Origin of the sequence: Leptospira congkakensis (assembly GCF_004770265.1) — a bacterium.
In the GTDB taxonomy this organism is placed as follows: domain Bacteria; phylum Spirochaetota; class Leptospiria; order Leptospirales; family Leptospiraceae; genus Leptospira_A; species Leptospira_A congkakensis.
This window is the reverse complement of sequence record NZ_RQGQ01000002.1, coordinates 1-25,753: the sequence shown is the minus strand read 5'-3', so window position 1 is coordinate 25,753 and position 25,753 is coordinate 1. Positions and strand designations below refer to the sequence as shown.

Sequence of the window (25,753 nt, the reverse complement as noted above, 5' to 3'; positions counted from 1 at the left end):
GAAGTTATTTTTTCCCTTTGGGTTTTTTCTTAGAAACTGTATACCCTAAAGTAAATGCCATCTTCCAAATCATTTCTAGATGTTCCTTGGCATCTGCGATACTCGATTCTGTTTTGGAATCTGCTAAAACAGAGTGCAAATGAAATTCGTTGGTTCCAAACCGAACGACATTGGGAGTCATGTGAATCCATGTATGCCAACCATATTCTCTTTGTTCTGGATAAAAGGTGAGTAAAATACCTGGTTCTTCTATTTTTGGCATTGTTGGTATTTGATTTTCTAACTTACGTCTGGCTGCCATATCAAGCATCGTACGTGTTTCTGAACTAGATTTTGTTTCTTTCCAATGTTTTTGGATTCTATCATCTCCTTGTTTCCCATACCATCTCCAAAGGAGGGGCAAACGAAGCCCTAAACTTTCTTCATAGATACTGGAATCATAAGACTCATGATTAGTCATATCCAAACGATTCACAATCACTTGTGAAATGGTTTCAAAAGATGATTCCCCATCTAACAAAAAAAGTTTTGCAGCAAGTAAATCAGTCCATACATACCAATCTGGACTTGGGTTTTCCAGTTGTGTTTTGATTTCAGTTGAATTCATCTTTAAAACTTGATTCCATTTCATGGATTCTGGTTCCATAACTCGCATAAACTGTAACAGATAAGCCTTCCAAGATGGTGCTGCATAAGGTAATTTTAAAATTTCTATAAAATGCGGAAACACGCTTCGTCCTTGAAAGAAAAGGGCTTTGATTGCCTCCCATCTATCGTAAGAACCTGAATATTTATATTCATCCAAGGAATATCGTAAGGATTCAACAAGCCAAGGTCCACCGTAACGAACAACATCATCATGTTTGTACTTTGTTTCTCTAATTTTTTCGAACACATGTTGGATGCTATATTTTTCCGGATGGAGGATTGCCAGAGGTAACATTGATTTGTTTTTTGCAAGTGATGAAGCATATTTATCGGATCCATCAAATTCGGGAGCTTCTGCTCCAGTTAATGTTTCCCAAGCACTCCTTGCTTCTACTTCAACATAGCTCCACGAATAATCAACCATAGGATCCGGATCTGCATAGATATGATACCAAAGATACTCTTTGAATTTATATAATTTTCGTTTTTTGATACATCGAATGATTCCATAAACTCGAACCTGATCTCCTTTGTTCCCTAAAATTCGTTCCGCAAATTTCGTATACTCTTCGTTATCTGATTCAAGAAAGAGTAAACCAGCGAGATAACAAGCTTTTAAATCGATGGAGACTCCAGGATCATTTAACTCATCAACTTCGTTAAAAAATTTAGAGAGTTCTTGTTTTGCTTTTTCAGGCTCCATTTTTGCCCAAGCAATCGCCGCTTCGGAAATATTAATGATTAGACGTAATTCTAGATAGGAGCCTCGATCTCTCCCTTTGATTTGAAAACTCTTTCTTAAATATTCTGCAATGATTCCAATGTGTTCGTTTAAGCCTAAATGAGCACATACAGCGAAGGCATTTCCGACACTCATTCCGAAGTATTTAAAATGATCACGGTAGGTAAAAAGTTTTTGAATTAATTCAACTGAAACTTCATCTAAAGTCAAAATTCTCTCTTGTAAAGCCTCGTTCAAGTGAGTGTACACTGTGAACATGTTATTTAAGGTAGGGCCTTCTTTTTGAACCTTTTGATTGATTTCTTTTACGTTGTCTAAAGTTTCAAAAGCCCGCCAAGCTGCATCTGCTAAAATGGATCTGGATTCCTTGTGGTCGCTTTGAATCAAAGCTTCTACAACATACTCCATCCTCGGATCATCTTGTTTGAGTTTATGAACTGCTTCTCTTAGAGAAATCATAGCACCGTCATCGTTCAACATTCCGATGGTTTTTGTAATTCCACAGAAGGCTTTTTTGTTATCTGCATCATACTTTAAACCTTGTCGAAAGGCTGCGTTGATCACAACAGAAAGTCGTTTGTCTAACTTTTCGGGATTGTATGGCCAAGTATTATAAGCACTATCCGTACGCTCTCTAAAATAATCTTCAATGAGTTTTTTCAGATTTGGATCTTTTTTGGATATCTCTTTGAGAATGGTATCGTGTGTTAATACATCATCAGGGTATTCTTCTATTAATTGAAAAAGATCTGAATCTGATTTTAGTCGAGTTTCTAATTCTTTTTTGGAGATCGTTTTTAGATTTGAAAAACCTAAACTATCATTATATAACTGTGCATTCTTTGGCTCTATTTGTTTGGGATCAGCATTACTAAAAGTTTGAGTCCGAATTTTTTCTACCTTCTCTGATGAAAGATTGAATAAAGTTTTGGACTGACCATCCAGGTAACTAAGTAAATGTTTACTAAGTAATGGAATCACCTTGCCTTTGCATTTGCTAGCGAGTTTGATTGTTTCTCTACATGCTTCTTCATTTTTAAGATAGAAATGATGGAGAATCCAATACGCGGCTAAGTTTGGATAGTTTTTGATTTCTACTTTTTCTTCTTCCCAAATTGTATATGAGGGAGCATCTGCTAATTTTTCGGTAAATGCGTAAGCTGGTTCTCCATAAGTATGCCCTAATAACCAAGCCGATCTTTCAAACATATCTAATGAATTGTTGTATATAGGTTTGTTTTCGTAAAATTTTGTGGCTTCTTTTTCAAATGCCTTAATCAAACTTTCTTTAATTTCAGAAACTAAGATGGGTTCTTTTTCTTTTTTATCTGGATTTTCTTCTTCAAATTCTTCTTCATCCTCATCATCATAACTTTCATTAGTATCATTTGTCCAGTTGTCCGCAATGAAATGACTGATTGAGAAATAAGGTAGACTTTCCAGTTCTCCGATTTCATGGTTATAACGATTCACTTCAACTGATTCATTCTCATTTGGTAATAAGTTAAGCCAACAAGTATCACCCCCTCCGTCAGATGCAAAAGTATAAGAGCCATTGAAAAAAAACATCAACCCACTATAAGTTCCTACTAACCAACTTAGAATCTCGTCTGGGTCTTGAATTTTGACTAACCTTTCTGTAGAGGAAATACTATAATCAAAACCACCGTCTTCATCTTCCTCCATTTCGTCTTCTTCGGCAGAGTGGTGATCAATCATATTCCAAACATCTGAAACTTCGTACATAATGGATCTGTATGCTTTTTTTAAATTTTCCCATTCTAAAATTTCTTTTCCAGGTTTAAAACCAAACATAGATTCAAAATCTTTTAAATATTTTTGATTGAACTTGTTTTTATTTTTTTCAGATATCTTTGAAAATGTATCTTTTAACGATTGGAACACCAACATTCTATCTATGATGATTTCTTTTAAATTCCCAAAATAAAAATCTGTTTTTTGAAGTTTTAGTTTTGTGTTTTGTTTCATTACGCCAATTCTCTGTTTAAAATAAAAAATGATTCCGAATAATGTTTGCCGGAAAGTTTAAGCCAAAAGTTATCAGAATTATCTTTTTCAAAACCGATCACATTCATATCTGCAGATAATCTATCGTATAAATAGTGAGGTGTTAGGGTCAAAGTATCTAAATTGAAATTTAGTAAATGTTTTTTTGATGGAGTTTTATTCCGTTCTTTTAGGAGCAAAGTAAGATTGGATTCATCTTCAATGGAGATATCCTGAAATTCCAGATAGGATCCAAAATAGGATTTCATTGTGTCATCATATAAATCCAATGTATGTTTCAATTCACCATCTTTGTTTCTTACTTCTAACTTAGAATCGGAATATAAAAAGATCATATTGGAATTTACTTTTACATTCATCGGAGCACCACTGGTGGAAAATTCTGAAATTAAATTTCCTTCTAAATTTAAAATGTAAGCTGTTTCTATATTGTTTTCAGTGACTAAAATTCTCTTATTACTTACTTGATTTAGATTTCTTAAATTTTTAAACTCTAATTTACAATTTAAAAGATCCCAATTGGCCCCATCCCATCGATGGATTTGTTTTCTTCCACTTGTATTTGCAAAGATTACGTAAGTATATAAGCCAATATTTAAAATTTGATACGGTGCTGAATTTTGTAATTTTGGCGAAGGTAAATTAAAAAACTTATCTTCATTGTAATAGATAACAGAATTTGAAGATCCAAATGTAACACTATCAGGATTGGAATGAAAGGGGTTGTCGCTTGCTAGATAAATTCCAACCGGAAATTCATACCGAGTGATTTCTATTCCGTCATTCTTGTATAGGATAGGACTTTGGTTCCAAGAACCGATCCAAATATTCCCTTGAACATCTCGTTCAAATAATATTCTTTCGAATCCAGTGATAATGGAATCTCTGTTTACGCCTTTTGTGATATTAATGTTTATCTCTTTCATGTTGTTTTTTAAAAACTTTAAATGCAAATTGAAAACTATGCTCGTTTAGGCAATTTATTTTTTATTTAGGTGTTTTTGAAACCAAATACCGTGAATACCACTACAAGTGATTGTATTTCGTATCGAAATCCATATTTCGAATATTAAATATTTGGAATATATAAAGTCTCAAAGAATTCTATAAGACAATTTTTTAAAATTAAGATATTTTTTCTGGGAAAGAAATCGAATATAGTTGTTAATGTGCTAGTTTGGTAATCATAATGACCCATCTAGAGTTATTATGAATAAGATTTTCATTATTTCTAATAGAAAACAAAATAGACTCGAAAGAGAAATTGAATCGTTCTGTTGAAGGTTTACTTCGTGAACTTAGTTTTGAAGTGATCAATGTAGATACATGGAAATTGTTGCATTTTAAAAACCCAATGCCATCCTCATTACCGTCTGAATCAGGATTTCTATGATCCTTTTTGTAAAGTATGTATAGAAACAAAACTGTAAAGGATGTACGAGCACACTCAATCGACTATTGTCTGTTATGCGACATAATATACATTCTCGGAAGCTACCAATGCGAATTACTTTTTTTAACTAGCAATGGAATCATTTTCTTTTTAGTGATTCCGAAGTAATGTAAGTTTAAAATGGAAGAACGCTATTTTTAGTAATTTGTTAGGTTTCGATTTAAGGAACACGCTAAATCGATATATTCAAATTCTTTTTAATTTCTTTTTGTAGAGTCGGAGCCACATTGGCTTCTGTAGCATATTTTTTCCATTCGGAAACGATACTCTTTGTCTGTTCAATAATGCTATGAATTTGGAGATTTTTTAAATCAGCTTTTTTCCCAAGTTGGATCAAATCATCAATTAGAAACTTTTCTCGTTTACCATTAATGCTCATTTGGTGACGGTTTGTCCATTGCCCATTAGGATTGTAACTATAGGTCATATCAAATGCAGGAGATAACCTCCACTTTCCGTCTTTCCCCATCAGAAATGCAATATTTTTGGTATGATCATCTTGATTACGAGAAATAACATTAAATACAGCCCTTCTGAATTGTTGTTCTAGGGCTACCCTAGTATTTTCTGAAATTATTTTACGAATCACTTCTATTGCCTGTTCGTAACTATATGCACCTGCCATATTAAAGTCATAATGCGCGATTGCACAAAGAGATTGCATATGTAGTTTTTCACCACCTATTGTTCGATCAAATCGCTTAGTCATAAAATGATGTCGATTATTTTCAGTTAATAATCTAGATTCCATCATTTGAATCCCACAATCTAAAGCCATACGATAATAAGCGTATTCAATATTACCAAACCCTTTGGGATCATTTAATTCTTTGTCTTTGTTATTTTGAATTCCATCTAACTTTAGTATCCAATAAGAGAATTCCTCTGTAGTATTTACTTGGCCTGAACGCACTTCTCCTGTTTTTTCGTTATACGCAATAATACATTTTGCTCTCGCTCCACCAGCCGATGAACCAATGGTAAGTAGACTCGTTAGGTTTTCTTTTAGTTTCTTTTGATTTTTTATATCGAGTTTAGATGAATATTTTTTTCGATGATTTAATATCTCAGAAGCCAACTTTACCATTTCAGCAACTTCAATAGGAACATTTTTAGTTCTAAGTCTATAGGTTGCAGGTTTAAATTCCAATGCTCCCATTCCCCGTTCCCCTATATAACACAACCTTTCCACTGGATTAAATGATTGTAAATTCCTTCCCATAGCAGAAAGCCAAACATCGATTAAAGCATTCCCAAATTTATCTGGTAAAGAATCGGCAAGCATCCCGGGGAGACCTTTGTATGTATCTAAATTGAGGTTCCTGAATGAATAGAGTGTGCGACTTTTTGGCATTAGAATGGGAGATGGTTCAACGGGTGCATTTAAAAATTGGTTTTCATATTCAAAGGATGCAAATCTACCTTCTTCATTCCAAGAAACATAACCAACAAGACTATCCCAAAGATAAACCTTGGCTAAGGTTACAGGATCATTCATTTTGATTTTCCCCAAATCCATTCTTTATCTTTGTTAGGTGATTCTATTTTCTGTTTCCTTACTCTTTCTCTAGGTTTTTTTGTTTTTGATTTTGCAACTAAAGCTAAGGATTGATTTGGATCTCTAAAGATGAGTTGAAATTCGTTTAATAAATCCAATTCTTTTAAAAGAGAAAGTAAGTTGAGTAAGGATATATTCCCTTTTCCCGTTTCTAAGCGAGCGATAGAAGACGGTGAAACTCCACTCCTTATGGAAAGTTCTTCTTGAGAAAGTTCCATCTGGACACGTCTTCCTTTCAGAGACCTTCCCATGATTTCTAGAATTTGATATAAATTTTTATCAGTCCAATTCATTCTAAATAGTAATATATGATAGGTTATGATATTTTCAAGCCATAATTTGTCATATATGCCTGTTAAATGTATATATAGTAAATAGTCATATATAAAGATTTAAGACAATAAAACAATATAATTGTTCATATATGACTATTTACTATCTTAAAATTCGTGTCATGGATAGCGCGCGAGCTCTCCATGACCATTGGAGAAAAATTTATCTTTGATCAATTGTAAACTTGAGTTTATTTCAATTTTTTCTATGTTGCAAATTGAAAGGATGGCAAACTATCTTCTGGTTCACGTATTCTTTGTTTGATGAGAAAAGTTCTAATGAGCCCCTTCCCTTTAATTTCTATTTCCCCTCTTTCTTCCAATTCAAAATCAGATTGAATCAATTTTGCAGTTGATTCTGTAATTTGGATTTCATTTGGAAGCCCTTGAGACTCCATTCGTGATGCTAAGTTAACAGCATCTCCCCAGATATCATAAATAAATTTTTTAGTTCCTATCACACCAGCAACCACAGGGCCAGTGTTGATTCCAATACGCATACTGAGTTTGTTTCCACTTTTTCCTAAACGAAGTCTCGAAAGTAAGGCCTTCATATCCCAAGCCATATGTGCAGCTAATAGAGAATGGAATTGATCCGGGATCGGTAGTCCAGCCACAGCCATATATGCATCACCGATGGTTTTGATTTTTTCTAATTTATACTTTTCAGCTAAAACATCAAAATAGGAGAATATCTCATTTAAAATACGGACCACTGCCTCGGGTTTCATACCGGATGAAATTTGAGTGAAGCCAACAATATCAGCAAATATCACAGAAACTTCGGGGTAACTATTTGCTATTAAACCTTGTTTTTCTTTTAGTTCTTCAGCGATAGCTTTTGGCAAAACATTTAACAGAAGTTTTTCGGCTCTTTCTTGTTCATTTCTCACTTTCTCATATGCATTTGCAATTTCAACTCTAGTGTCTTCATTTTCTTTTAGAGTCGTACGTACTTTGCCTAAAACCAAATTGTACCTTTCGGCAATTTGTCCTACCTCTGTAAAAGGTTCTACAGGAACATCTAAAGTCAAATCACCTGTTTTGTGTTGATAATCCATGGATAAAAATAAATCGATGAGTTCTGTTGTGGCTTTGTGTTCAGAGATATTCAAACCCATTCTTTCTTCCATTTCATCCACTCGCAAACGATAAACCCTATTAATGCCTTTGAAAATAATATAGGAAACTCCAAATGCAAACAAACCAACAACGAATGAACCTAAAATCTGAATTAGGATAATATCCCATCTCCCATTAGTAGCTCCTAACGATTCAATATCTCCAAAAATACCAACAGCCAGTGTTCCCCAAAGTCCTCCGACTAAATGAACAGGCACAGCACCAACTGCATCATCAATTTTCCACCTTAGGAGTAACTTTTCTGCAGGGATGGTAAGTGCACCTGCAATCATACCAATCATAGCAGCTTGTTCTGGGTTGACACAATCCGCACTGGCAGTGATAGCAACAAGACCCGCCAAAGATCCGTTTAATGGAGAAATTGCCTCTGGGTAACCTTTAACTATCCATGTTAAAAAAAGAGCAACCAACATTGAAAATCCCGAGGCAATGATTGTGTTTAAAATAACTATTGGAACAGAGCCATTAAATGCCAATGTACTTCCGCCATTAAACCCCATCCATCCGAACCAAAGTATAATTCCACCTAACATTGCCAAAGGTAAATTGCTGCCCGTAACGGCTTTTGATGGTTCACCGTCTTTAAATCTACCCAATCTTGGGCCTACAACCAGAAGTAAAGCCAAGGAGACCCAACCTCCAACACTATGTACTTGTGTTGATCCAGCAAAATCATGGAATCCTAATTGTTCTAACCATCCACTAGAAGATTTGATAAATGATCCTCCCCAAACCCAATGTCCAACAATAGGATAGATGATACCGGAGATCAGTGCTGTCGCCAAAAGATAAGATGGAAATTTTAATCGTTCTGCGACTGCACCAGATACAATGGTAGAGGAAGTTCCACAAAACATAAGTTGGAATAAAAAGAAGGTTGGAGGCCAAGCATTGTCTTTAGGGAAACTTGGTAAAAATAAATCCATTCCCAATAATCCATAGAAGGAAGAACCAAACATGATTCCAAACCCAAACAAATAAAATAATAAAGTAGCAACTCCAAAGTCTGCTATGTTTTTAATGGCTACATTGATTGAATTTTTAGCGCGTGTTAATCCAGACTCTAATACTAAAAACCCGCCCTGCATCATCAGGACAAGCCCAGAGCAAACAAGTACCCATAAAATATCTAAAAGACTTTTTTGAATCGACATCCCTACCCTCTAAATCTAGATTTATTTAGATGAATCTACCTAAACATCTCTATTGATTCAATGAGATGATCTAAACCTGCATTCATCCAGCAAGTCGAATTCCATATTATTTCACCTAACAGTCATTTTAAATAGAAAATTGAAAATCAAACCAATCGGAAATTGTTTACAATATGAGCAACCTGCTTAGGCTTTGTTCCTGCGCCGTCATATGTTCTTATGAAATTAACAATAAAGGTAAAACCAAATAACAAAAAACCGGGTATTGAGTTTCTGACAGAAACTGATTGTATTGTTCGATTAAAATCCCCACCTGTCGACGGGAAAGCCAACGAAGAATTGATAACGCAACTTGCCAAATATTTCAAAGTTCCCAAAGGAAATATAGAAATTTTGTCTGGATTTAGTTCTAGAACTAAAGTAGTTTTAGTAACTTCTCGAGATCATGATTAAACTGAATGATGGCCTTTACTTTAAAATTTGTTAAATTGATTTTTGCAAATGAAACAGGAATCACCGAATCAAGACACTTGATTCTTTGGGTAACGTAAAATGGAAACGAGAACCTTTACCTAAATTACTTTCAACATGGATACTTCCTCCATGTTTTTCGATAAACTCTTTACATAAAATCAACCCAAGTGCAGTACCTCTTTCACCAAGTGTCCCAGGCATACTCTTTTGTTTTGCATCGATACGAAACAAATAGTTTTTGATTTCTTCTGTCATTCCAGTTCCAAAATCTTCAACAGAGATTTCTATATCATCGATGATTGGTTCAGCAGAGATTCTAATTTCGCTACCTGGGTGAGAGTATTTAACAGCATTTGAAATTAAATTTCTAAAAATAGTCTCTAACATCTTTTCATCTGCATATACCATAACAAGAGGATCTACAGAATTTTTTACTATAATTGACTTATTTTGGATAGAAAAAGAAACAGAAGCTATAGACGACTCTATAGATCGATATAAAGAAACATCTTCAGGAAAAAAAGAAATTTCACCCGTTTGAGAACGCGCCCAAGTAAGTAAGTTTTCTAGTAATACATAGACTTCCCCGGATGATTGAAATAGTATGCTGAGATCGTTCTTTGTACGTTTTAAAGGCCTGGTATCCAAATCCTCCAATATCATACCAGCGAATGTATTCATTCCGCCGATTGGACCCTTTAAATCATGAGCTATGATAGAAAAGAATTTGTCTTTTGTAAGATTTAACAATTGTAATTGCGAATAAAATTTATCTTTTTCAATTTCAGCTTTTTTTCTAGTATCTATATCCCTTGATACTCCTAAAATATTAATAGTTCCATTCGGATTCCATTGAAATACAGTATTTGCTTCAATCCATTTAGTAGATCCGTTTTTACAATACTGCTCAATTTCATCACTAAAAGGTAATCTATCTCCTGTGTTTTTGAATTCTTGAATTCGTTTCGGTAATACATTTTTTATATATTCTAAAGAACTTGGAGTAAGAGAATCTTGTAAAGAATGTGTAATCACTTCTTCCGACGTGAAACCCGTAATGTTTATCACTGATGGACTTACATAAAGATATTTTTGTTCATCAAAATTCAATACCCAAATTACATCAGTTGTATTTTCAGCAAGTAATCTGTATTTTTGTTCGCTTTCTTCTTGGCCTTTAATGAAAATATCAATGCACATCATCAAAAAACCAAATGTCATCATGACAGAAGTTACATAAAAAAATAGATAGGTTATGTCCTGAATTGGACCCTTCCCAAATGCAATTTGCGAAACAGAAACATCAGCAACAGTATAATATATAAAACGTAAAAATAGAAATATTCCGCCTGCCAAAAAGAAAAAAGCTGCGAAACGACTTGATAGTCTAGCATTCCGATTGGCTGCGAATATTGTTCTCGAAGATAATATTAACTGTAAAGAGGAAGCAAAAGAAATTACTGAAATTCTATACTTAGGTGCAAAATCAGAAAATTGGTGCGCAACTAAAAGAATAAAAACAGCAATCACTGAAAATGATCCAAATCGCCACATTGGTTTTTTATCGAACATAACAAGTATTATATTGTTAGAATATACCAATGATAACAATATCAAGGTGTTGCCAAGACTCACAGAAACCCAATCAGGGATAATTCCTCGTAATGCTCCCATCACGATCCAACCTAAAGCCTGAATCAGCGTTGCTATAGACCAATCTTTTACAAAACGAAGTCTTTGGAAATACCCTCGTGCAGCAAACCAGAGCCCCCCCGACATCAATAAACATCCGATTATATTGATGAAAACGACTGTGCGAGGATCAATGTTCATGGGTGGTTTAGAAATCTAAGATTTCAAATGAATAGTTTTTTCCTGCGTAATTTAATCAACTACAAATGACAAAAACCTCGGGAAATTTGCTAACCCCCACCTCCAAGTAAACTCCTCAAAACTTGGCTTAGGTGGTTAAAATGGAAGGAATTGATCCAAAAGATATAACAAAGAGGATTCAAATTCTTTCTGATTTGGAAGCGGCTTAAGGGCTCTCGATCTATCTTTCGGAATCATAGAAAAAGCAAGTGCATTACCATGTATAAAATCAATAACGATGTGTAGTATTTTTTCAGAATTTATTCCTGGATATAAAATGTTAAATAAATCCTGAAGTATCTTATTGAAAGAAACAACCGATGGAAATTCTTCATAAGAATTTTTGATTAGATACAGAGACATACCTGGATAATCAAGAAATAAACACCAGTAATCCACTAAGATTCTTTTAATAGTTAACCTGGGATTTTTATTTTTTGTTAAAATTTGTTTTTGTAGGCGATTAAAAATTTGTTCTACCATAGCCTTCGTTAAGGCTTCTTTATTTTCAAAATAATGATAAATTGCCATGGGATCCAAATTCAACTTTGTAGCTAACTTTCGCATACTAAAGGATTCATACCCATCTTTTTCGCAAATTTTCAGAGCTGTTTGGATAATTTTTTGTTTCATTAATTTATCGTTTCTACAGTGTAGAATTAATTCCCCTACGGCGTAGAGTATATTATACCATGACAAAATATAAAGCATTTATTGCAAGTAGTCTAGACGGATTTATCGCGAGAGCAGACGGCTCCATTGACTGGCTAACTTCCCAAGAATACACATTGGAGAAGAATGATTTTGGTTATTCGTCTTTTATGGCAGGAATCGATTGTATCATTATGGGACGAACTACTTTCGAGACAGTTTTAAGCTTTGAAACCTATCCCTTTGTCTCCATTCCCGTTTATGTTTTAACTCGTAATTCTAGTTACAAATTCGAATCTGATTATCAAATTGAAATATTTCATGGGAATTTGTGCGAATTAAACTCTAAACTAGAAACCCAACAAATAAAAGTTGCCTATGTAGATGGTGGGCAATTGATACAATCGTTTATCAACGAATCATTGTTAAATGAACTTACAATAACCCAAATTCCCATTTTGTTAGGATCGGGACTCCCACTATACGGGAACTTAACGAAAGAAACAAAATTAAAACACATTCAGACACAGTCATTTCTGAATGGCTTTGTCCAATCTACTTACCAAATTAGTTAATATGAACTTATTAGAAGAAATTTTTAGCAAAGAGAATCTATGGTTGCAGGAATGTAAAATTTGTGTTAGAGAAATCCAGACAAACCCACAAGCCCGCCTCCACCACCCTATTCAGGGCGGGGGCTCTTTAGGGGCAATGTGACATAATGCAGATCATCCAATCCCCTCTTGACCCAAGACTTTCCGCCTATCATCTCCTCAAAGCAAAAGAAGACCCAACAGATACCTTCATTGCGGACCATGAAAAAACAGCTGTTCGTTTGCTGAATTCAAGTCTCCCCGTGGAATCAGTATTTTGTATGCCACGATACTGGGAAAAACATAGAAGTTTAATCGAATCCAAGTTAGATGACATTAACAAATGTTTTGTTGCGGAAAAAACTGTTTTTGAAAAAACCATTGGTTTTTCTGTTCACCAAGGATTTATGGCATTGGGAACTCAAAAGTGGAGTTCCCAATCTGAATGTAAATCACCGATGTTACTCGTAAACTCCATAGTTGATAGCGAAAATATCGGATCAATACTTCGTACGGCAGCGGCTTTTGGAATTCAATCAATCCTATTTGATTCGAAATCAGCGTCTCCTTATTTACGTAGAAGTGTAAGAGTGTCCATGGGATCACTTTTCCAAATTCAATTAGTAAAAATTTTTAATTTAGCTGAAACTATAAATAACTTACAAAAATCTGGACATACAATTTTGTCCCTATCTCTTCCAAAAGATAGAGAGGATTTGTTATCTAAAACAAAATCCATTTATGAGATTGGAAAACAAAACAAATTTGTATTAGTAGTGGGAAATGAAGCGGATGGAATAGAAGAAACAATTCTGAACTTATCCAACGAATTAGTTTACATACCTATGAAAAACAATATCGATTCTTTAAACGTTTCCCATGCACTTGCCGTAGCCTTATCACATATAATTGGATAATGATTTCAGTTTTCCCAATCCCAAAAAAAATCTTTGTTTGTCATTTCTGGCTCCGAATCATTTGGATTAGACATACCTTCGAATGATTGTTCCTCTAAATCTCTTTTAGCGGATTCCAAATCCAAAGTTTCTTTTAACCAATATTCTTCTGAACCGAAATGAGGAAACAAAGATGGAAAAGATGGATCTTCCCAACGTTTAGCAATCCAAGCAGCATAATGAACATACCTGACAATACGAAGTGGTTCTACTAATTGTAACCAATTTTCATCAAAGTCTGCAAACATTGTATAACCTTGTAAAAATTGGAACAAATCATTTTGCCTATCTTTTTCACCTAATGGCAGTAACATCCAAAAATCCTGAACAATCGGGCCCGTTTGGAAATCATCAAAATCCAAAATACTAAATCCTTCTTGGGAAATGAGTAAATTGCCTTTGTGACAATCACCGTGAATTCGCTGAAAAGGAATTTGATATTCTTTTACAAGTGATTCAAAAATTTCGAAAGATCTAAGTGCGGTAGATTTATATCTCTCTGCTAAATTATTATTTGGTATTAGTTTTTTATCTAAAATGAAGTTTAAAGATTTTAAACCATAGGAAGGGATATCTAACACAGGTCTATTTTTAGAATTAGTTCGTTTCCCAATAGAATGGATTCGTCCTAATAGAGCCCCTACTCTTTCCAAATCACCACCGGCTATTTCTTCAACAATCCTACCGTTTCGAAGGGGCCAAATGGCAAAATATATTCCAGACCATTCAAACAATGTTTTTCCTTGAATTGTAATAGGAGTGAGAACCGGTATTTCTTCTGAAGATAGTTCAGATAAAAATTGATGTTCTTCCAAAACTTCAGAATAACTCCATTTGCCTGGTCGATAAAATTTAACAACGATTCTTCCGAAATTTGAAGTTTCAATATCGTAAACACGGTTTTCGACACTATTTAATGGATAAAATCGTCCAGTAGGTTCATAACCCAAAGACTCAATTGCATTGAGAATTGAGTCAGGTGTTAGTTGATAAAAAGAATGATTGATATCCAAATTGATAATTTAGCTTATAATCCGATTTCGACCAGAAGATTTGGCTTCATATAAAAGTTTATCTGCTGTTCGAAGAAGTTCGATGGGGGTTTCAATTTGATTCACATCGCCACCAGCAACTCCACCACTAAATGAAATCTTAAATGTTTGTCCAGACTCAGAATTTAATTCCAATCCTGAAACCATCTCTCTAATTTTATCAAGGACACGAGCCGCATCAACAAGTGATGTTTCAGGAAAAACAATCACAAACTCTTCACCACCGAATCGGGAAATAATATCTGATTTGCGCAGAGATGATTTTAATTCTGCAGCAATTCTTTTTAAAACGATATCACCCGTTTCATGACCATAAGTATCATTGATTTTTTTAAAGAAATCAATATCGATCATTGCCAAAGAGAGATTGTTTTTATGCCTTTTACACCTTTGGAATTCTTGATCGATTCGATCTTCCATATAACGTCTATTATATAATCCTGTCATCACATCGCGAATAGCAGTTTCTCGCAACTGGTCATGCAAAGATTTCATTCGTAATGCACTAAAGATTCTTGCCAAAAGCTCAATTTCTTTGGCAGGTTTTGTAATGTAGTCAGTAGCACCTGCTTCAATAGCATGTTTAAGATTTTCAGGTTCCGTATGACCGGTCACCATAATGACGGGAAGCCAGCCTACCGACGAAGAAGAAAAAATTTCCGATATAAGTTCGATTCCAGATCCGTCTGGTAATTCCCAATCCAAGAGAACCACATCAACTTGATCTTTGATGATGATCTCCCTTGCTTCGGAAAGATTCACAGCTTCCAATGGGATATACCCATGATTGGTAATCCAACGATTGAGAAGTTTTCTCTGAAGTTCAGAGTCTTCTATGATAAGGATTTTTTTACCTTCTTTCTCCATAGTCCAATGATTTTATTTTTTCTTTTTTTTACCTAGTATTTTTTCAACTTCGCCTTCTTCCAAAGGAACTTTTACTACGGTTCCACCTTCTTTGCGGATTTGATCTAGGTCTACTACCGCACCTGTCAGTAGTCGGGATGCTTTTTTCGATCCATCTTTCACACCATAAACAACCCACTTACCGCCTTCAAGGGATAACACTAAATATGTACAATCGGCAACGGCAAGTATCGAATGAGCTGACATATGTGCCATAAACTCATAACTCAAAACAATCCCTGACCCAACAACAATCCCGCTAGGGATACCGACTGCTTTTGTTATTTGGTAAACCCCGTAAGCACCCCCTGTTCCCACAGAAGCAACCGTTCCGGTGACTCCCACAGCACCGGCAGCAACTTTGGAAGAAGTATATGTCACGGCTTGGGCAGTTGCTGATGTTCCGACAATGGTCCCACCTGCCATAGCTCCAGTCACCGCCAAACCGCCGCCATAAACTGCCTGCCCAGCTGTGACACCAACTAAGGTCATAGGCGCCAAAATATATTTTCCGGAAGATTCAGTGACAACTGCCGCAGATTTAACCGAATATGCAGATGTTTTTCGGGCGACAGCCGAAGAAACTTTTGCACCTTTTTCCATAGACTGAACAGATTCATTCAAAACAACTTCTGTACTATTCAACAAAGCACCTAATGCGAGTTCAACACTTGGAGCAGTAATGTAAACAACGCCTTTTCCCGCCAAAGCAAAAGTCTCCACCATACAATACAATCCTGTGCCTGCATAATTCGAAATCACTGCTGACGGATAAATGATTCCATTCCAAGTGACATATCCTACCGAATACAAAGTGATCTTTCCGATTGGTTTGATAAGACCATCATAAAACACAGATTTTGCGGTTCTCGAAAGCATCTTAAGCAAAGGGACGGCAGGTCCTTCTTCTGCAATTGAGTTTAACTCCGCTTTTGCCTGTCCCCATTCTTTTGAACTATCTTCACCATAAGTAAAAATAGTTTCCTTCCAGTTTCCAAAAATTTCATCTGAAACGGATGATCCAAATTCTTTAATTTTTGCTTTCCTGCGATCCCAATCGCCAGATTTGATATCTTCATAAGATTCATTATAGGAAGACTTTAATGCCTCATCCAAATCCACGTACCCGAGTACTGTTGATTCAAATACCTTTTGGTATTCTTTTCCATATTGATTGAATCTTTTTTTAGCAGATGGAGAATTATCTACGGCTTCTTTTTGGTTAAGTTGTATATTCACCCATTCCTCCCACTCTTTACGAATGGCAATTGAATCTGCAATAACCGTTTTATGTGTTTCCTTACCTTTTTGCCAAGAGGATCCAACAATCCCTTTCGCCTCTGCTGTCATAGTATACATTATATATAATCCAGGTCTCGTGGCATTTTCATTTAGGTATTGAACTACTGCATCTCCTTCCGCATTTAATTTTCCAGCGGCTGACCAACTCATTTTAGTTCCATCTTTGACGACGACAACAGATTCAGTTGCTTTCAAATAAGATTTTGCAAACTCTTCTTTCGCAAATCCAAATCTTTGCCCCATAAAAGATACAGGAGACTCTTCAAATGGAGGGATAAACTTTATGCTCGTACCTTTTACAGGAAACGCACCTTGGTAATATAAAGAAGTATGTCCTTCTATTGCCAATTTTTTGGTATTTTTAAGTGGATCTTCATTCTTCTTATCAGAACCAGAACAATAGAGAAAAAAAACAGAAAGGATTAACGAAATTAAAATATTATTATACATGTTTGATTTCATTTTTTTTCAGAGGCCTTTGTATTTGCACGTTTCGATTGTTCTGCGATCTCCGCATCCAATACTTTTTTTATAATCTTTGGATCATCAGTTAGGATTTTTACTTTTCCTGCCTTTTTTGCTTCTTCCAAATTAATGACTGCACCTGTAGGCACATCATCTAATCCTGCAAAATTACCTTTCACCATAGCAATCACAACGCGTGGACCATCATAAGTAATGAATATAGGACCATCCACAACAGTTAAAACCATCTGAGAAGGAAGAACAGTCATTGCCGCATAACCTAAAACCAAACCAGAGCTCATCAAATAAACACTAGCTTCTCCAGTTCCCTTTGACAAATCATAAACCATTCCCGTAGCGTAAGCACCTGTATTGTAAGCCGTACCACCAGCAACCCCAATGGTTCCACCCGCAGTAGTCGCGGCAACCGAAGTAACTTGATTGAATGCGGCTAATGTCGTTCCTGTAGTGTAAGTGGGAACTGTTGAGGCAGCAGAAAGAATTCCCATAGAACTAAATAATCCTGCTTCTAAGGTCGGAGAAATCACCCGATAACCATACTTAGTCGAATAGAAAAAAACTGCTCCTGTAGAAATCAAAGCCGTCGCCGAAAAATTCATAGTTTTAGAGAGTGGGACGTACACTCCATTGACGACAAGAATTTCACCAGCGTTAGTGCTCGTTTTGGCAATCGGTGCCACCATCACTTCTTTTAATGCAATAGAATACCCTTGGAAAATATCAACTAGGGCGAGAATCGAATTTCCGCGATCCCCAGACTCTTCATAATTTTTTGTAAATTCATCAGAAGCTTTTGCGAACGAATCACTCCAAACAGAAACGATATTTTTAGAATTTTGTTTTATCGTTTTATCAAACATTTCGTTTAACTTGGAATTATTTTTGTCATAATCAGCAGCGATTTCGCCCAACGTAGATTTCATCAGTTTTGTATCCGATTCGATCCTCGGAACCAAATAGATATAACCTTGTACAAACCGCGATCCGGCTTCGCTGAAACTTTCCCGAGAAACCTTCCATTGTGATTGGCTCAGTTGCCAACCAGCATCATAAATATCTTCTGTCCTCGCCGAAGAATCTTTGATTCCACTACGAGTCCAAGAAACCACGGCTCCCATTGTATCACCTAACTTTCCAGGATAGTCCGTACTTCGTTTTTTCATATGAACGAGTACCATTGCTTTCGCAACACCAAAACTAATGCCGCCATTTTCATATGCTTGATCGATACTTTTTTTACCGGATGGAATGACCGCCCAACCATGTTCCCAAAGATTCTTTCTAGATCCAAGAGAGTTTGCCGTCAAAGGAGCAATTTTTTTAAAAGATTGGGGTTTGTCGGTTTTGAACACGGATTCACCAAGGACCTTATCCGTCTCCTGAGAACTAGAACATTGCAGAAATAAGGCGACAATTACCAGAAAGAAAAATTTTACCGAAACAAGTTTCATAAGATGAGGGAATAATATAGGAGAGAGTAAAATATGCAATAGAAAAACTAGAGTTCCCTGCTTAATCCATGTTTAGTGAGACAAAAACACCACACTGGTTTATTTAGGTGACCACAAAGATTGCTGATTTATCATTACATCTATGAAGAAACTGAACATATATCTTGCACTCATTGCCTTGGTATTGTGTGTCGTAATCATCATTCGAAAAAATGATCTGACCTTAACTAGAGTGGCCAGCCTTATGGCTATCTCTACCTCGACAGAAACTTTTGATTTTCATACTGTCGATTCAATCGCAAAACAAAAATTAAAGTCTAAATTTTCACCAACCCCTGAATTCAAAATCCCCGGACTCGACGGAATTAGTTTTGATGACTATAGGCAAATTGAATACAAACCAGATGTTGCCATTTGGAAAAATCTAGCTCTCCCCTACCAATTGCATTTTTTTCATCCAGGTCATATCTATAGTAATGGAATTCAAATTTACGAAGTCATCGGCGAAAAACCAGTAGAAATTCCTTATGATGCTTCCCGTTTCCATTTTGGAGATTTACCACTCTCTGATGACTTTGCCGAATTATCCAAAAAACTTCGTTATACAGGATTCCGAGTTCATTACCCGATCAACCAAAAAGAGGCATTAGAAGAGTTTTTAGTTTTTCAAGGAGCTTCTTATTTTAGAGCCATATCCAAAGATCAAGTTTATGGATTATCTGGAAGAGGACTTGCGATCAACACAGGACCGAAAGACAAAGAAGAATTTCCGATCTTTGAAAGTTTCTATATCAAACGCCCGCAAAAAACTGATACTTCCCTTACCATTTATGCAATCATGAACGGGGAATCTGTTGTCGGTTCTTATGAGTTCATTGTGAAACCAGGTGAAATTACCACTGTAGATGTGCGCGCGAAAATATACTTACGTAAAAAAATCAAACGACTTGGTTTTGCTCCCATCACCTCCATGTACTTGTATGGAGAATCGGACAATCCAATTTTAGGAAATATCCATCCAGAAGTACATGACTCTGATGGACTACTCATCCAAAACAAATCAGGCGATTGGGAATGGAGACCGCTCATCAATCCTAAAAAAACTCAACTAACAAGAATTCAACTTGATTCACCATTGGGTTATGGGCTAATCCAAAGAGACCGTAAATTTAAAAGTTACCAAGACGAAAAACTCAAATACCATTTAAGACCTAGTGTTTGGGTAGAACCAAAAGGAGATTGGGGAAAGGGAAATTTATACCTTTTAGAATTCACAACCAATTTAGATTCTGATGACAATATCACAACGTTTTGGGAACCTGCGATCCCACCCAATCTAAACGAAGGTTACGAATTTTTATATACACTTCATTATACAGAAAGGTCACCCAAACAACACACTTTAGGAAAGGCCTCAGCATTTTATAGAGGTGTTGATCCTGTTTTTCCTAAAGAAAAAATGTTTACCTTGTATTTTACAGGCGACTACCTAAAATCTTTGGATCAAAAAACAATACTCAAAGCAGTTATCAAAAATGACCAAATTCCAGCTGAAGGAATCCGATACAAAATCGAAAAAATATCAGAACTAGACCAATGGCGTTTACAAATCTGGTATCCTAGTTCTGATGAAGAATCAAATTGGACTGTTTTCTTAGAAAATGAAAACCAACGAATTACTGAAACTTGGATCTATCGCGATGGACTATCCAAATAACACTGAATATCTAAAAGAGTTTAGCGAAAGGTTACGTTCCTACTTGATCTTAAGTGGAATTCATAACGAACATACCATTGCTGATATCCTAAGTAGGTTTTTTACATCTACCAACCTCCGTTTTTCTTTTGCAGAAGATTGGAAACTTTGGCAAACACATCTAGAATCCAATCATTTAAAAGTTACCAACTCTTTACCACTTCCCGATCGTTCCTGGCAATTCGGATCCATGATCCCACAATCCGCAGATTGGAAACGAGACACCCAAAAAACGAAACAGTCTATCGTAGGATCCTTAAAACCATTATTCATCATTGCTTCTATCTTTCTCTGGAGTCTTCTCTACTACATCATTATATTTAGGTTATTATGATCCAAATCCACCGCAGTCTATTTTTTATCACATTTATCATTCCTGTCGTTTGGGGATTTAGTTTATTCATTGAGATCATATCCTTTCAAGGAATCGAAATCACAGAATACTACCAGTTCATAACGTTAATTTTTCTTTTGCCAATGTTGGCTTACGGAGCTACAACTTCCCTATTCGGATTTTTACTTTCCTTAACAAAAAAAGGTGACCCACTTCTCAAAACAAAACGAATTCCAGAAAACGAACTGAATTTACAATCACTTGCATCCATTCCAGTTGCCGTTGTAATGCCAGTTTACGAAGAAAATGAAATATCCATTTTCTCTCGAATCAAAGTCATCTCTGAATCAGCCGATAAAATTCACAAACTCCCGAAACTTGATTTTTTTATTCTGAGTGATACAAGGACTCCCGAAAAATGGATCAAAGAAGAAGCCGCCTATATAGAGTTATGTGAATCAACTAACAACTATCATAACTTTCACTATCGAAGGAGAAAAAGTAACCTCAACGGGAAAAGTGGCAATATCGCGGATTTCTGTAGAAGATGGGGAAAAAAGTATAAATATATGCTCATTCTTGATGCGGACAGTTTGGTGTCGGGTGAGCTCATCTTCCAACTAATTGCAAACATGGAAAACAATCCTCAAGCAGGTATCATCCAATCCAGTACTAGAATTTTTAAATCCACTACCCTATTCCAAAAACTGACTGAATTTTCCTCCTACCTTTTTAGCCCATTTTTTTTGAAAGGCGCAAGTTTTTGGCAAATCAATTCTTCAGGATATTGGGGACACAATGCAATCCTTAGGGTAAAACCTTTTATGGAACATTGTGCTCTTCCCCACCTGCCAGAATATGGTGGCCTTGGTGGAAAAATTTTAAGCCACGACACAGTGGAAGCGGCTCTAATGCGGAAAGCTGGTTATGAAGTTTTATGTGCTTATGAATTAGATGGAAGTTATGAAGAAAACCCACCTAACATTATTGATGTTTTAAAAAGAGATCAAAGATGGTGCCAAGGAAATCTTCAACATTTTTGGTTTTTATTCGGAAAAAAAATTCCATTCATCAATAGAATCCACATCCTGAATGGAATCCTATCTTACCTCAATTCACCAATTTGGATGTGTTATATATTTTTAAGTTTATGGAACTACTTAGAAGACAGCAAATATCTAAACTATTCGATGTTACCAGAAGAATATGAATTTTTCAAATCCGAGATTTATGATCCACTATATCTCAAATTATTATACTTATCTTTAATTTTATTATTTTTACCGAGATTACTTAGTTTTTTAAGCCTCCCTCTCATCCAAATTCTAAAAAAATTCCCTGCTTTTCTTTTAGAAACCGTATTCTCAATCCTGATAGCTCCTATTTATATGATCTATCATAGTATATTTGTATTTTCTATCCTTTTCAATAAAAGAATCACTTGGGGACCTCAAAACAGAGACGCCGATTCAGGATATAATTTCACCTATATTCTTTCTTCTTTCTTTGGCGTAACCATTTTAGGTTTTGCCTGTGCTTATATCAGCTATGCGTATTCAACCATGTTGTTTGTTTTGACAATGCCAATCTGGATTGGTTGGATTTTAGCAATTCCACTTGTGGTCTTCACTGGCAAAGAACAAAAAACATTAAACGGCATTCTAAACTCTTCCTTTTGGAAACCAAATACAAATCTAATCCAAAACTTAGAGGGAAAACTTTCATCACATAAGAACAGTTACCTCGAAGGTCGTGAATTCTTTTTTGCCTTAGTCCATCCCATATTCCACAACAAACACAAACTACTCCAAGGAAACAAACTATACCAATCCAATCTTCCAACATCCGCAAAAGATGATCTAAAAACTTTACTAAACAAAGGCCCAGAAGCTCTAGAAAAAAAGTCCCTCCTAAAGATACTATCCAATCGGGAACTACTCGATTCATTCTATGTACAGTTCTGGACTTCAAAAAAAGAAGATTGGGCAGAATATTGGAAATCAATTTGGGAAGAAATCAACCCATCTTTTTTTCCATCAATTTCCAATAATAGGAAGAACGATTCAAATCTTCAATAAATCCGCAGTGCCCTCCCCTCGACTCAATCACCACTTCTAAATAGGAAGATGTGGGGATCTCTACAAATTCCTTCCATGGGATCACTGGGTCATCCATGGAGGTAAGGATGGTTGTTGGAATCCGAACTGACTTAAAAAACAAGTCGTTCAAAGTATAAGAATCAAAATATTCATCTACAGAAGAAAAATGAGAAAACTCTTTTACCATTTTTTCTGTTAAGTGCATGACCGAGTGATAATCATCCAAATCGTGAAAGGAATATAAATGTGGGAATAAATTTGCTTTTTTAGTTAAGGATGTTTTCCATGAGTTCAAAAAATACTTTCTTAAAAAAGGATGTTCATCCATCTTGATTGTTGCTCTTTTAGGATCAAGTGCAGGACTAAATGCAAAACAATGTTTTAATCCTGGGATTTGGTCTGCAACTTTTGAAAGTGAATGCATCCCTGCCATTCGCAAAACAAAATTTCCACCTAAAGAAAATCCAGCCAAATACACTGGCCCTTTGGAACCAGAAATTTTCACAAGTTCTCTAACTGCTTCATACGTTTCCAAAAGTAAACTGCCGTTAAAGATCCCTTCATTCAGATGATGAGTATCCCCGTGATCTCGCAAATTCAATCGATAAACAGAAAACCCTTTTTGTAAAAAATACCTAGCAGTTCGAACAATATAACTAGAATGAATACTCCCTTCCCATCCATGAACCAAAACCACAAGGCCTTTGGAGTTCGCCACGTCATGTAATCTTGCAAGTAAAGTTGTACCGTCTTTTGCTTTTACAGATTTCCATTCACCAGCAATCGAACGACCATACCGTTTGTCCGATTTTGATTTAAAGGAGGCCATAAAAGATTGAACCATGGCACCCGAGAGGAGAGGGATTGGTTTAAAAAGACTCATAGTATTCCACCCAATTTTGATTCAATCGGGAATAGTTTCAATAAATTATCCTGGCTCGGCAAAAGAGAGATAGGTTTCCATTGACAAAGTTTTGTTTTCAGTCAGAATTCGAATATGAAGTATTCAATTTTTTCTGTTCTCTTCACCCTAATCACCTGCCAAAGTTATATGCCTTGGAAATCCGAATGGAAAACAACGAACGGAACGGAAGTATTTTTTGCCGCTGTTTCCGCAAAAGCAAGCGAACAAGCCATTGAGTCTGGTAGTTTGGCGATGAGACGAACAACTTGTGTCAATGCAACAAACATCCTTTCTACATCCCCAAAACTCACCGCCATTTTATTAGAACAAGAATCTATCCAACTCGACGAAGTGGAGACCAAGGATTTAGGCAGACTCATCGCAACCCACAAAATCAAACCCAAACAAGAAGCCTGCCAGTCCGAAGAGGGTAGCTATTTTTTTACAAGCCCAGCTTGGGAAACTTGCCAATGTATCTATTCCCTTGAATATCCGGGAGGAAGAAAACAATTTCGCCAAGACCTAACTCAGATTAAGTGACCCAAAGCTCCAATCAAAAAAAGGAACATCCCATCCTCTTGATCCAAAAATCTTACCTTGGGTGCGACTTAAACCGCTCCCAATAGGATAGTTGTAATCCACTCAAGAACTCTGGACCTTTCAATTTTGTCAGTAGAGCCCTAGTCGAGAGGGAGAGTTGTTTTTCACTCCATTCTAAAAATTCCATCCAATCATCTTTTCCATCAAAGATTCGGTCTTTTTGTATATTAGTATGTACTTGGTATTTATAAGAAGGCTTCGTATTCCTAGACGATCCAGACTTGGATGAAAGTCCCAGGTAGTTTTGGTTTTTTACAACAGTCGATAAACTACGCTTAGGATCTACATCCAACCCAACCTCAGAACTTAATTCTGGAACCAGCGGTTTCAAAAATCGTTTCCTTCCATCAAACCCAGTTTGTTTCAACAATCCTTTTTTCTTTAGTTGTGACACAAGCCTAGAAACAGTATCCCGTTTTAATCGTAACACCATACCCAAATATTCATTCGAAGCAAAACACCCACCCTTGGCATCCAAGGACACAATCTCTGCATATAACTTTGTTTGGTTTGGACTCAGACCCAAATCATCCATCCATTGAGCAACCCAAACCCCTGTTCTTTTTAATTCATTCATAAATCCCCTTGGTCCAACAAAAACCTCCGGTCTCCAAGATCTTCTCTCTTGGATTTTTAACTACACCGAGAACAAACCTTCGGCGCCGTTATTTATAAACTCGGGAAGTTCCTTCGAACGTCCCTTGGTTGGAATTCTTTTGAATTCCAGGTGATGTATGTAAGCGGAATAAATTGTGGAAGACCGCTTTTGGGTATAGAGACACCTCCCCTACCCAAACTCTATAAACATCAGATTCTATTTTTTGTCAAGCCCTAATGAGACATAATCCCAAGCGACCCAATCAAAGAAATTATGAGGCATACAGAAAAAAACTAGAGGATGTTTCGAACGAAAGTAGGGGAGCGCGAAGAAATTCAAACAAAGGAGAGGAAAGTCTCTCTGAACTGCTTCCACACAATCCAGAGAGTTTACATCACCCGGTTAAGGGGTTAGAAACAATCTTTAACCATACAAAAAATAGTACAAGGATTTTTTCTAACCTATACAAATAAAAACCTGGGCGCATCGAATAGAAAACCTAAGAAAAAATCCAATCCTAAAACGACCAGGCTCTTCGCTCCAATCTTTCGCACTCGCGAAAGGATTTCCGCTTCGATCCTTTGCGCTGGCCTTTTCACAACAAGAAACTCCTTAGAACATAACCAAACAATTTGTTCCAAGAGGTACGCCGGCGTACTTT

The 25,753-nt window shown here is 36.0% G+C and carries 21 protein-coding genes; 8 read left to right on the top strand and 13 right to left on the bottom strand.

From position 1 onward, the window contains the following. Positions 1-4 precede the first annotated feature (4 nt). Both EHQ70_RS00830 and EHQ70_RS00825 read right to left on the bottom strand, forming a co-directional pair. Positions 5-3,379 carry a hypothetical protein gene (locus EHQ70_RS00830; protein ID WP_135583089.1) on the bottom strand — a complete coding sequence of 1,125 codons (3,375 nt, stop codon included), beginning with the start codon at positions 3,377-3,379 and terminating at the stop codon, positions 5-7. Then, complete coding sequence (locus EHQ70_RS00825; RefSeq protein WP_135583088.1) at positions 3,379-4,344, bottom strand: hypothetical protein; 966 nt, start codon at positions 4,342-4,344, stop codon at positions 3,379-3,381. Before EHQ70_RS00825 ends, EHQ70_RS00830 begins: the two co-directional genes overlap by 1 nt. A gap of 338 nt (positions 4,345-4,682) precedes the next feature. On the opposite strand from EHQ70_RS00825, the gene EHQ70_RS18700 reads away from it, so the two are divergent. Then, on the top strand, positions 4,683-4,811 hold the full coding sequence (locus tag EHQ70_RS18700; RefSeq protein ID WP_279638494.1) for a hypothetical protein: 129 nt from the start codon (positions 4,683-4,685) through the stop codon (positions 4,809-4,811). Positions 4,812-5,043: 232 nt separating this feature from the next. On the opposite strand, the gene EHQ70_RS00820 is transcribed toward EHQ70_RS18700, so the two are convergent. From EHQ70_RS00820 to amt, 3 genes are all read right to left on the bottom strand, one after another. Continuing rightward, positions 5,044-6,369 (bottom strand): type II toxin-antitoxin system HipA family toxin, encoded by a 1,326-nt coding sequence (locus tag EHQ70_RS00820; protein WP_135583087.1) that lies wholly within the window; start codon positions 6,367-6,369, stop codon positions 5,044-5,046. After that, positions 6,366-6,647, bottom strand: a complete 282-nt coding sequence (locus EHQ70_RS00815) for a helix-turn-helix domain-containing protein (protein ID WP_244288184.1) — start codon at positions 6,645-6,647, stop codon at positions 6,366-6,368. The genes EHQ70_RS00820 and EHQ70_RS00815 overlap by 4 nt, the downstream gene beginning before the upstream one ends. Before the next feature lie 320 nt (positions 6,648-6,967). Continuing rightward, entirely contained in the window at positions 6,968-9,058 is a 2,091-nt protein-coding gene (gene amt / locus EHQ70_RS00810; RefSeq protein ID WP_135583086.1) for an ammonium transporter, read from the bottom strand. A 219-nt stretch (positions 9,059-9,277) separates the two neighbouring features. On the opposite strand from amt, the gene EHQ70_RS00805 reads away from it, so the two are divergent. Beyond that, entirely contained in the window at positions 9,278-9,511 is a 234-nt protein-coding gene (locus tag EHQ70_RS00805; RefSeq protein ID WP_135583085.1) for a DUF167 domain-containing protein, read from the top strand. Positions 9,512-9,571: 60 nt separating this feature from the next. Here the strand turns inward: EHQ70_RS00805 and EHQ70_RS00800 are convergent, their stop codons facing one another. Together EHQ70_RS00800 and EHQ70_RS00795 are read right to left on the bottom strand one after the other, a co-directional pair. Continuing rightward, entirely contained in the window at positions 9,572-11,311 is a 1,740-nt protein-coding gene (locus tag EHQ70_RS00800) for a PAS domain-containing sensor histidine kinase (protein WP_135583116.1), read from the bottom strand. Positions 11,312-11,500: 189 nt separating this feature from the next. Further along, a complete protein-coding gene (locus tag EHQ70_RS00795; RefSeq protein WP_135583084.1) occupies positions 11,501-12,037 on the bottom strand; it encodes a TetR/AcrR family transcriptional regulator in 537 nt (178 codons plus the stop codon). Between the two features lie 59 nt (positions 12,038-12,096). On the opposite strand from EHQ70_RS00795, the gene EHQ70_RS00790 reads away from it, so the two are divergent. Continuing rightward, entirely contained in the window at positions 12,097-12,630 is a 534-nt protein-coding gene (locus EHQ70_RS00790; protein ID WP_135583083.1) for a dihydrofolate reductase family protein, read from the top strand. 146 nt (positions 12,631-12,776) lie between these two features. Continuing rightward, positions 12,777-13,565 carry a TrmH family RNA methyltransferase gene (locus EHQ70_RS00785; RefSeq protein ID WP_135583082.1) on the top strand — a complete coding sequence of 263 codons (789 nt, stop codon included), beginning with the start codon at positions 12,777-12,779 and terminating at the stop codon, positions 13,563-13,565. Between the two features lie 5 nt (positions 13,566-13,570). Here the strand turns inward: EHQ70_RS00785 and EHQ70_RS00780 are convergent, their stop codons facing one another. From EHQ70_RS00780 to EHQ70_RS00765, 4 genes are read right to left on the bottom strand one after another with little or no spacing between them, the layout of a single operon-like run. Continuing rightward, positions 13,571-14,617, bottom strand: coding sequence for a serine/threonine protein kinase (locus EHQ70_RS00780; RefSeq protein WP_135583081.1), 1,047 nt, complete (start codon positions 14,615-14,617; stop codon positions 13,571-13,573). Positions 14,618-14,626: 9 nt separating this feature from the next. Beyond that, the gene (gene dgcR, locus EHQ70_RS00775; RefSeq protein ID WP_135583080.1) at positions 14,627-15,523 is read right to left on the bottom strand and encodes a diguanylate cyclase DgcR; all 897 of its coding nucleotides are present in this window, start codon (positions 15,521-15,523) and stop codon (positions 14,627-14,629) included. Positions 15,524-15,535: 12 nt separating this feature from the next. Next, positions 15,536-17,326, bottom strand: coding sequence for a hypothetical protein (locus EHQ70_RS00770; protein WP_135583079.1), 1,791 nt, complete (start codon positions 17,324-17,326; stop codon positions 15,536-15,538). Beyond that, the gene (locus EHQ70_RS00765) at positions 17,323-18,801 is read right to left on the bottom strand and encodes a hypothetical protein (RefSeq protein ID WP_135583115.1); all 1,479 of its coding nucleotides are present in this window, start codon (positions 18,799-18,801) and stop codon (positions 17,323-17,325) included. The genes EHQ70_RS00770 and EHQ70_RS00765 overlap by 4 nt, the downstream gene beginning before the upstream one ends. A gap of 142 nt (positions 18,802-18,943) precedes the next feature. Here EHQ70_RS00765 and EHQ70_RS00760 point away from each other — a divergent pair, with 142 nt between their 5' ends. From EHQ70_RS00760 to mdoH, 3 genes are read left to right on the top strand one after another with little or no spacing between them, the layout of a single operon-like run. After that, positions 18,944-20,518, top strand: coding sequence for an OpgD/OpgG family glucan biosynthesis protein (locus EHQ70_RS00760; RefSeq protein WP_135583078.1), 1,575 nt, complete (start codon positions 18,944-18,946; stop codon positions 20,516-20,518). Beyond that, the gene (locus EHQ70_RS00755) at positions 20,463-20,891 is read left to right on the top strand and encodes a hypothetical protein (protein WP_341867400.1); all 429 of its coding nucleotides are present in this window, start codon (positions 20,463-20,465) and stop codon (positions 20,889-20,891) included. The genes EHQ70_RS00760 and EHQ70_RS00755 overlap by 56 nt, the downstream gene beginning before the upstream one ends. Beyond that, complete coding sequence (gene mdoH, locus EHQ70_RS00750) at positions 20,888-22,969, top strand: glucans biosynthesis glucosyltransferase MdoH (protein ID WP_135583077.1); 2,082 nt, start codon at positions 20,888-20,890, stop codon at positions 22,967-22,969. The genes EHQ70_RS00755 and mdoH overlap by 4 nt, the downstream gene beginning before the upstream one ends. Here the strand turns inward: mdoH and EHQ70_RS00745 are convergent. Further along, positions 22,908-23,873 carry a YheT family hydrolase gene (locus EHQ70_RS00745; RefSeq protein WP_135583076.1) on the bottom strand — a complete coding sequence of 322 codons (966 nt, stop codon included), beginning with the start codon at positions 23,871-23,873 and terminating at the stop codon, positions 22,908-22,910. The genes mdoH and EHQ70_RS00745 overlap by 62 nt on opposite strands. Before the next feature lie 114 nt (positions 23,874-23,987). Here EHQ70_RS00745 and EHQ70_RS00740 point away from each other — a divergent pair, with 114 nt between their 5' ends. Then, complete coding sequence (locus tag EHQ70_RS00740) at positions 23,988-24,434, top strand: hypothetical protein (protein ID WP_135583075.1); 447 nt, start codon at positions 23,988-23,990, stop codon at positions 24,432-24,434. Between the two features lie 52 nt (positions 24,435-24,486). Here EHQ70_RS00740 and EHQ70_RS00735 read toward each other — a convergent pair whose 3' ends face one another. Further along, positions 24,487-25,071 (bottom strand): helix-turn-helix domain-containing protein, encoded by a 585-nt coding sequence (locus EHQ70_RS00735; RefSeq protein WP_135583074.1) that lies wholly within the window; start codon positions 25,069-25,071, stop codon positions 24,487-24,489. Positions 25,072-25,753 lie beyond the last annotated feature (682 nt).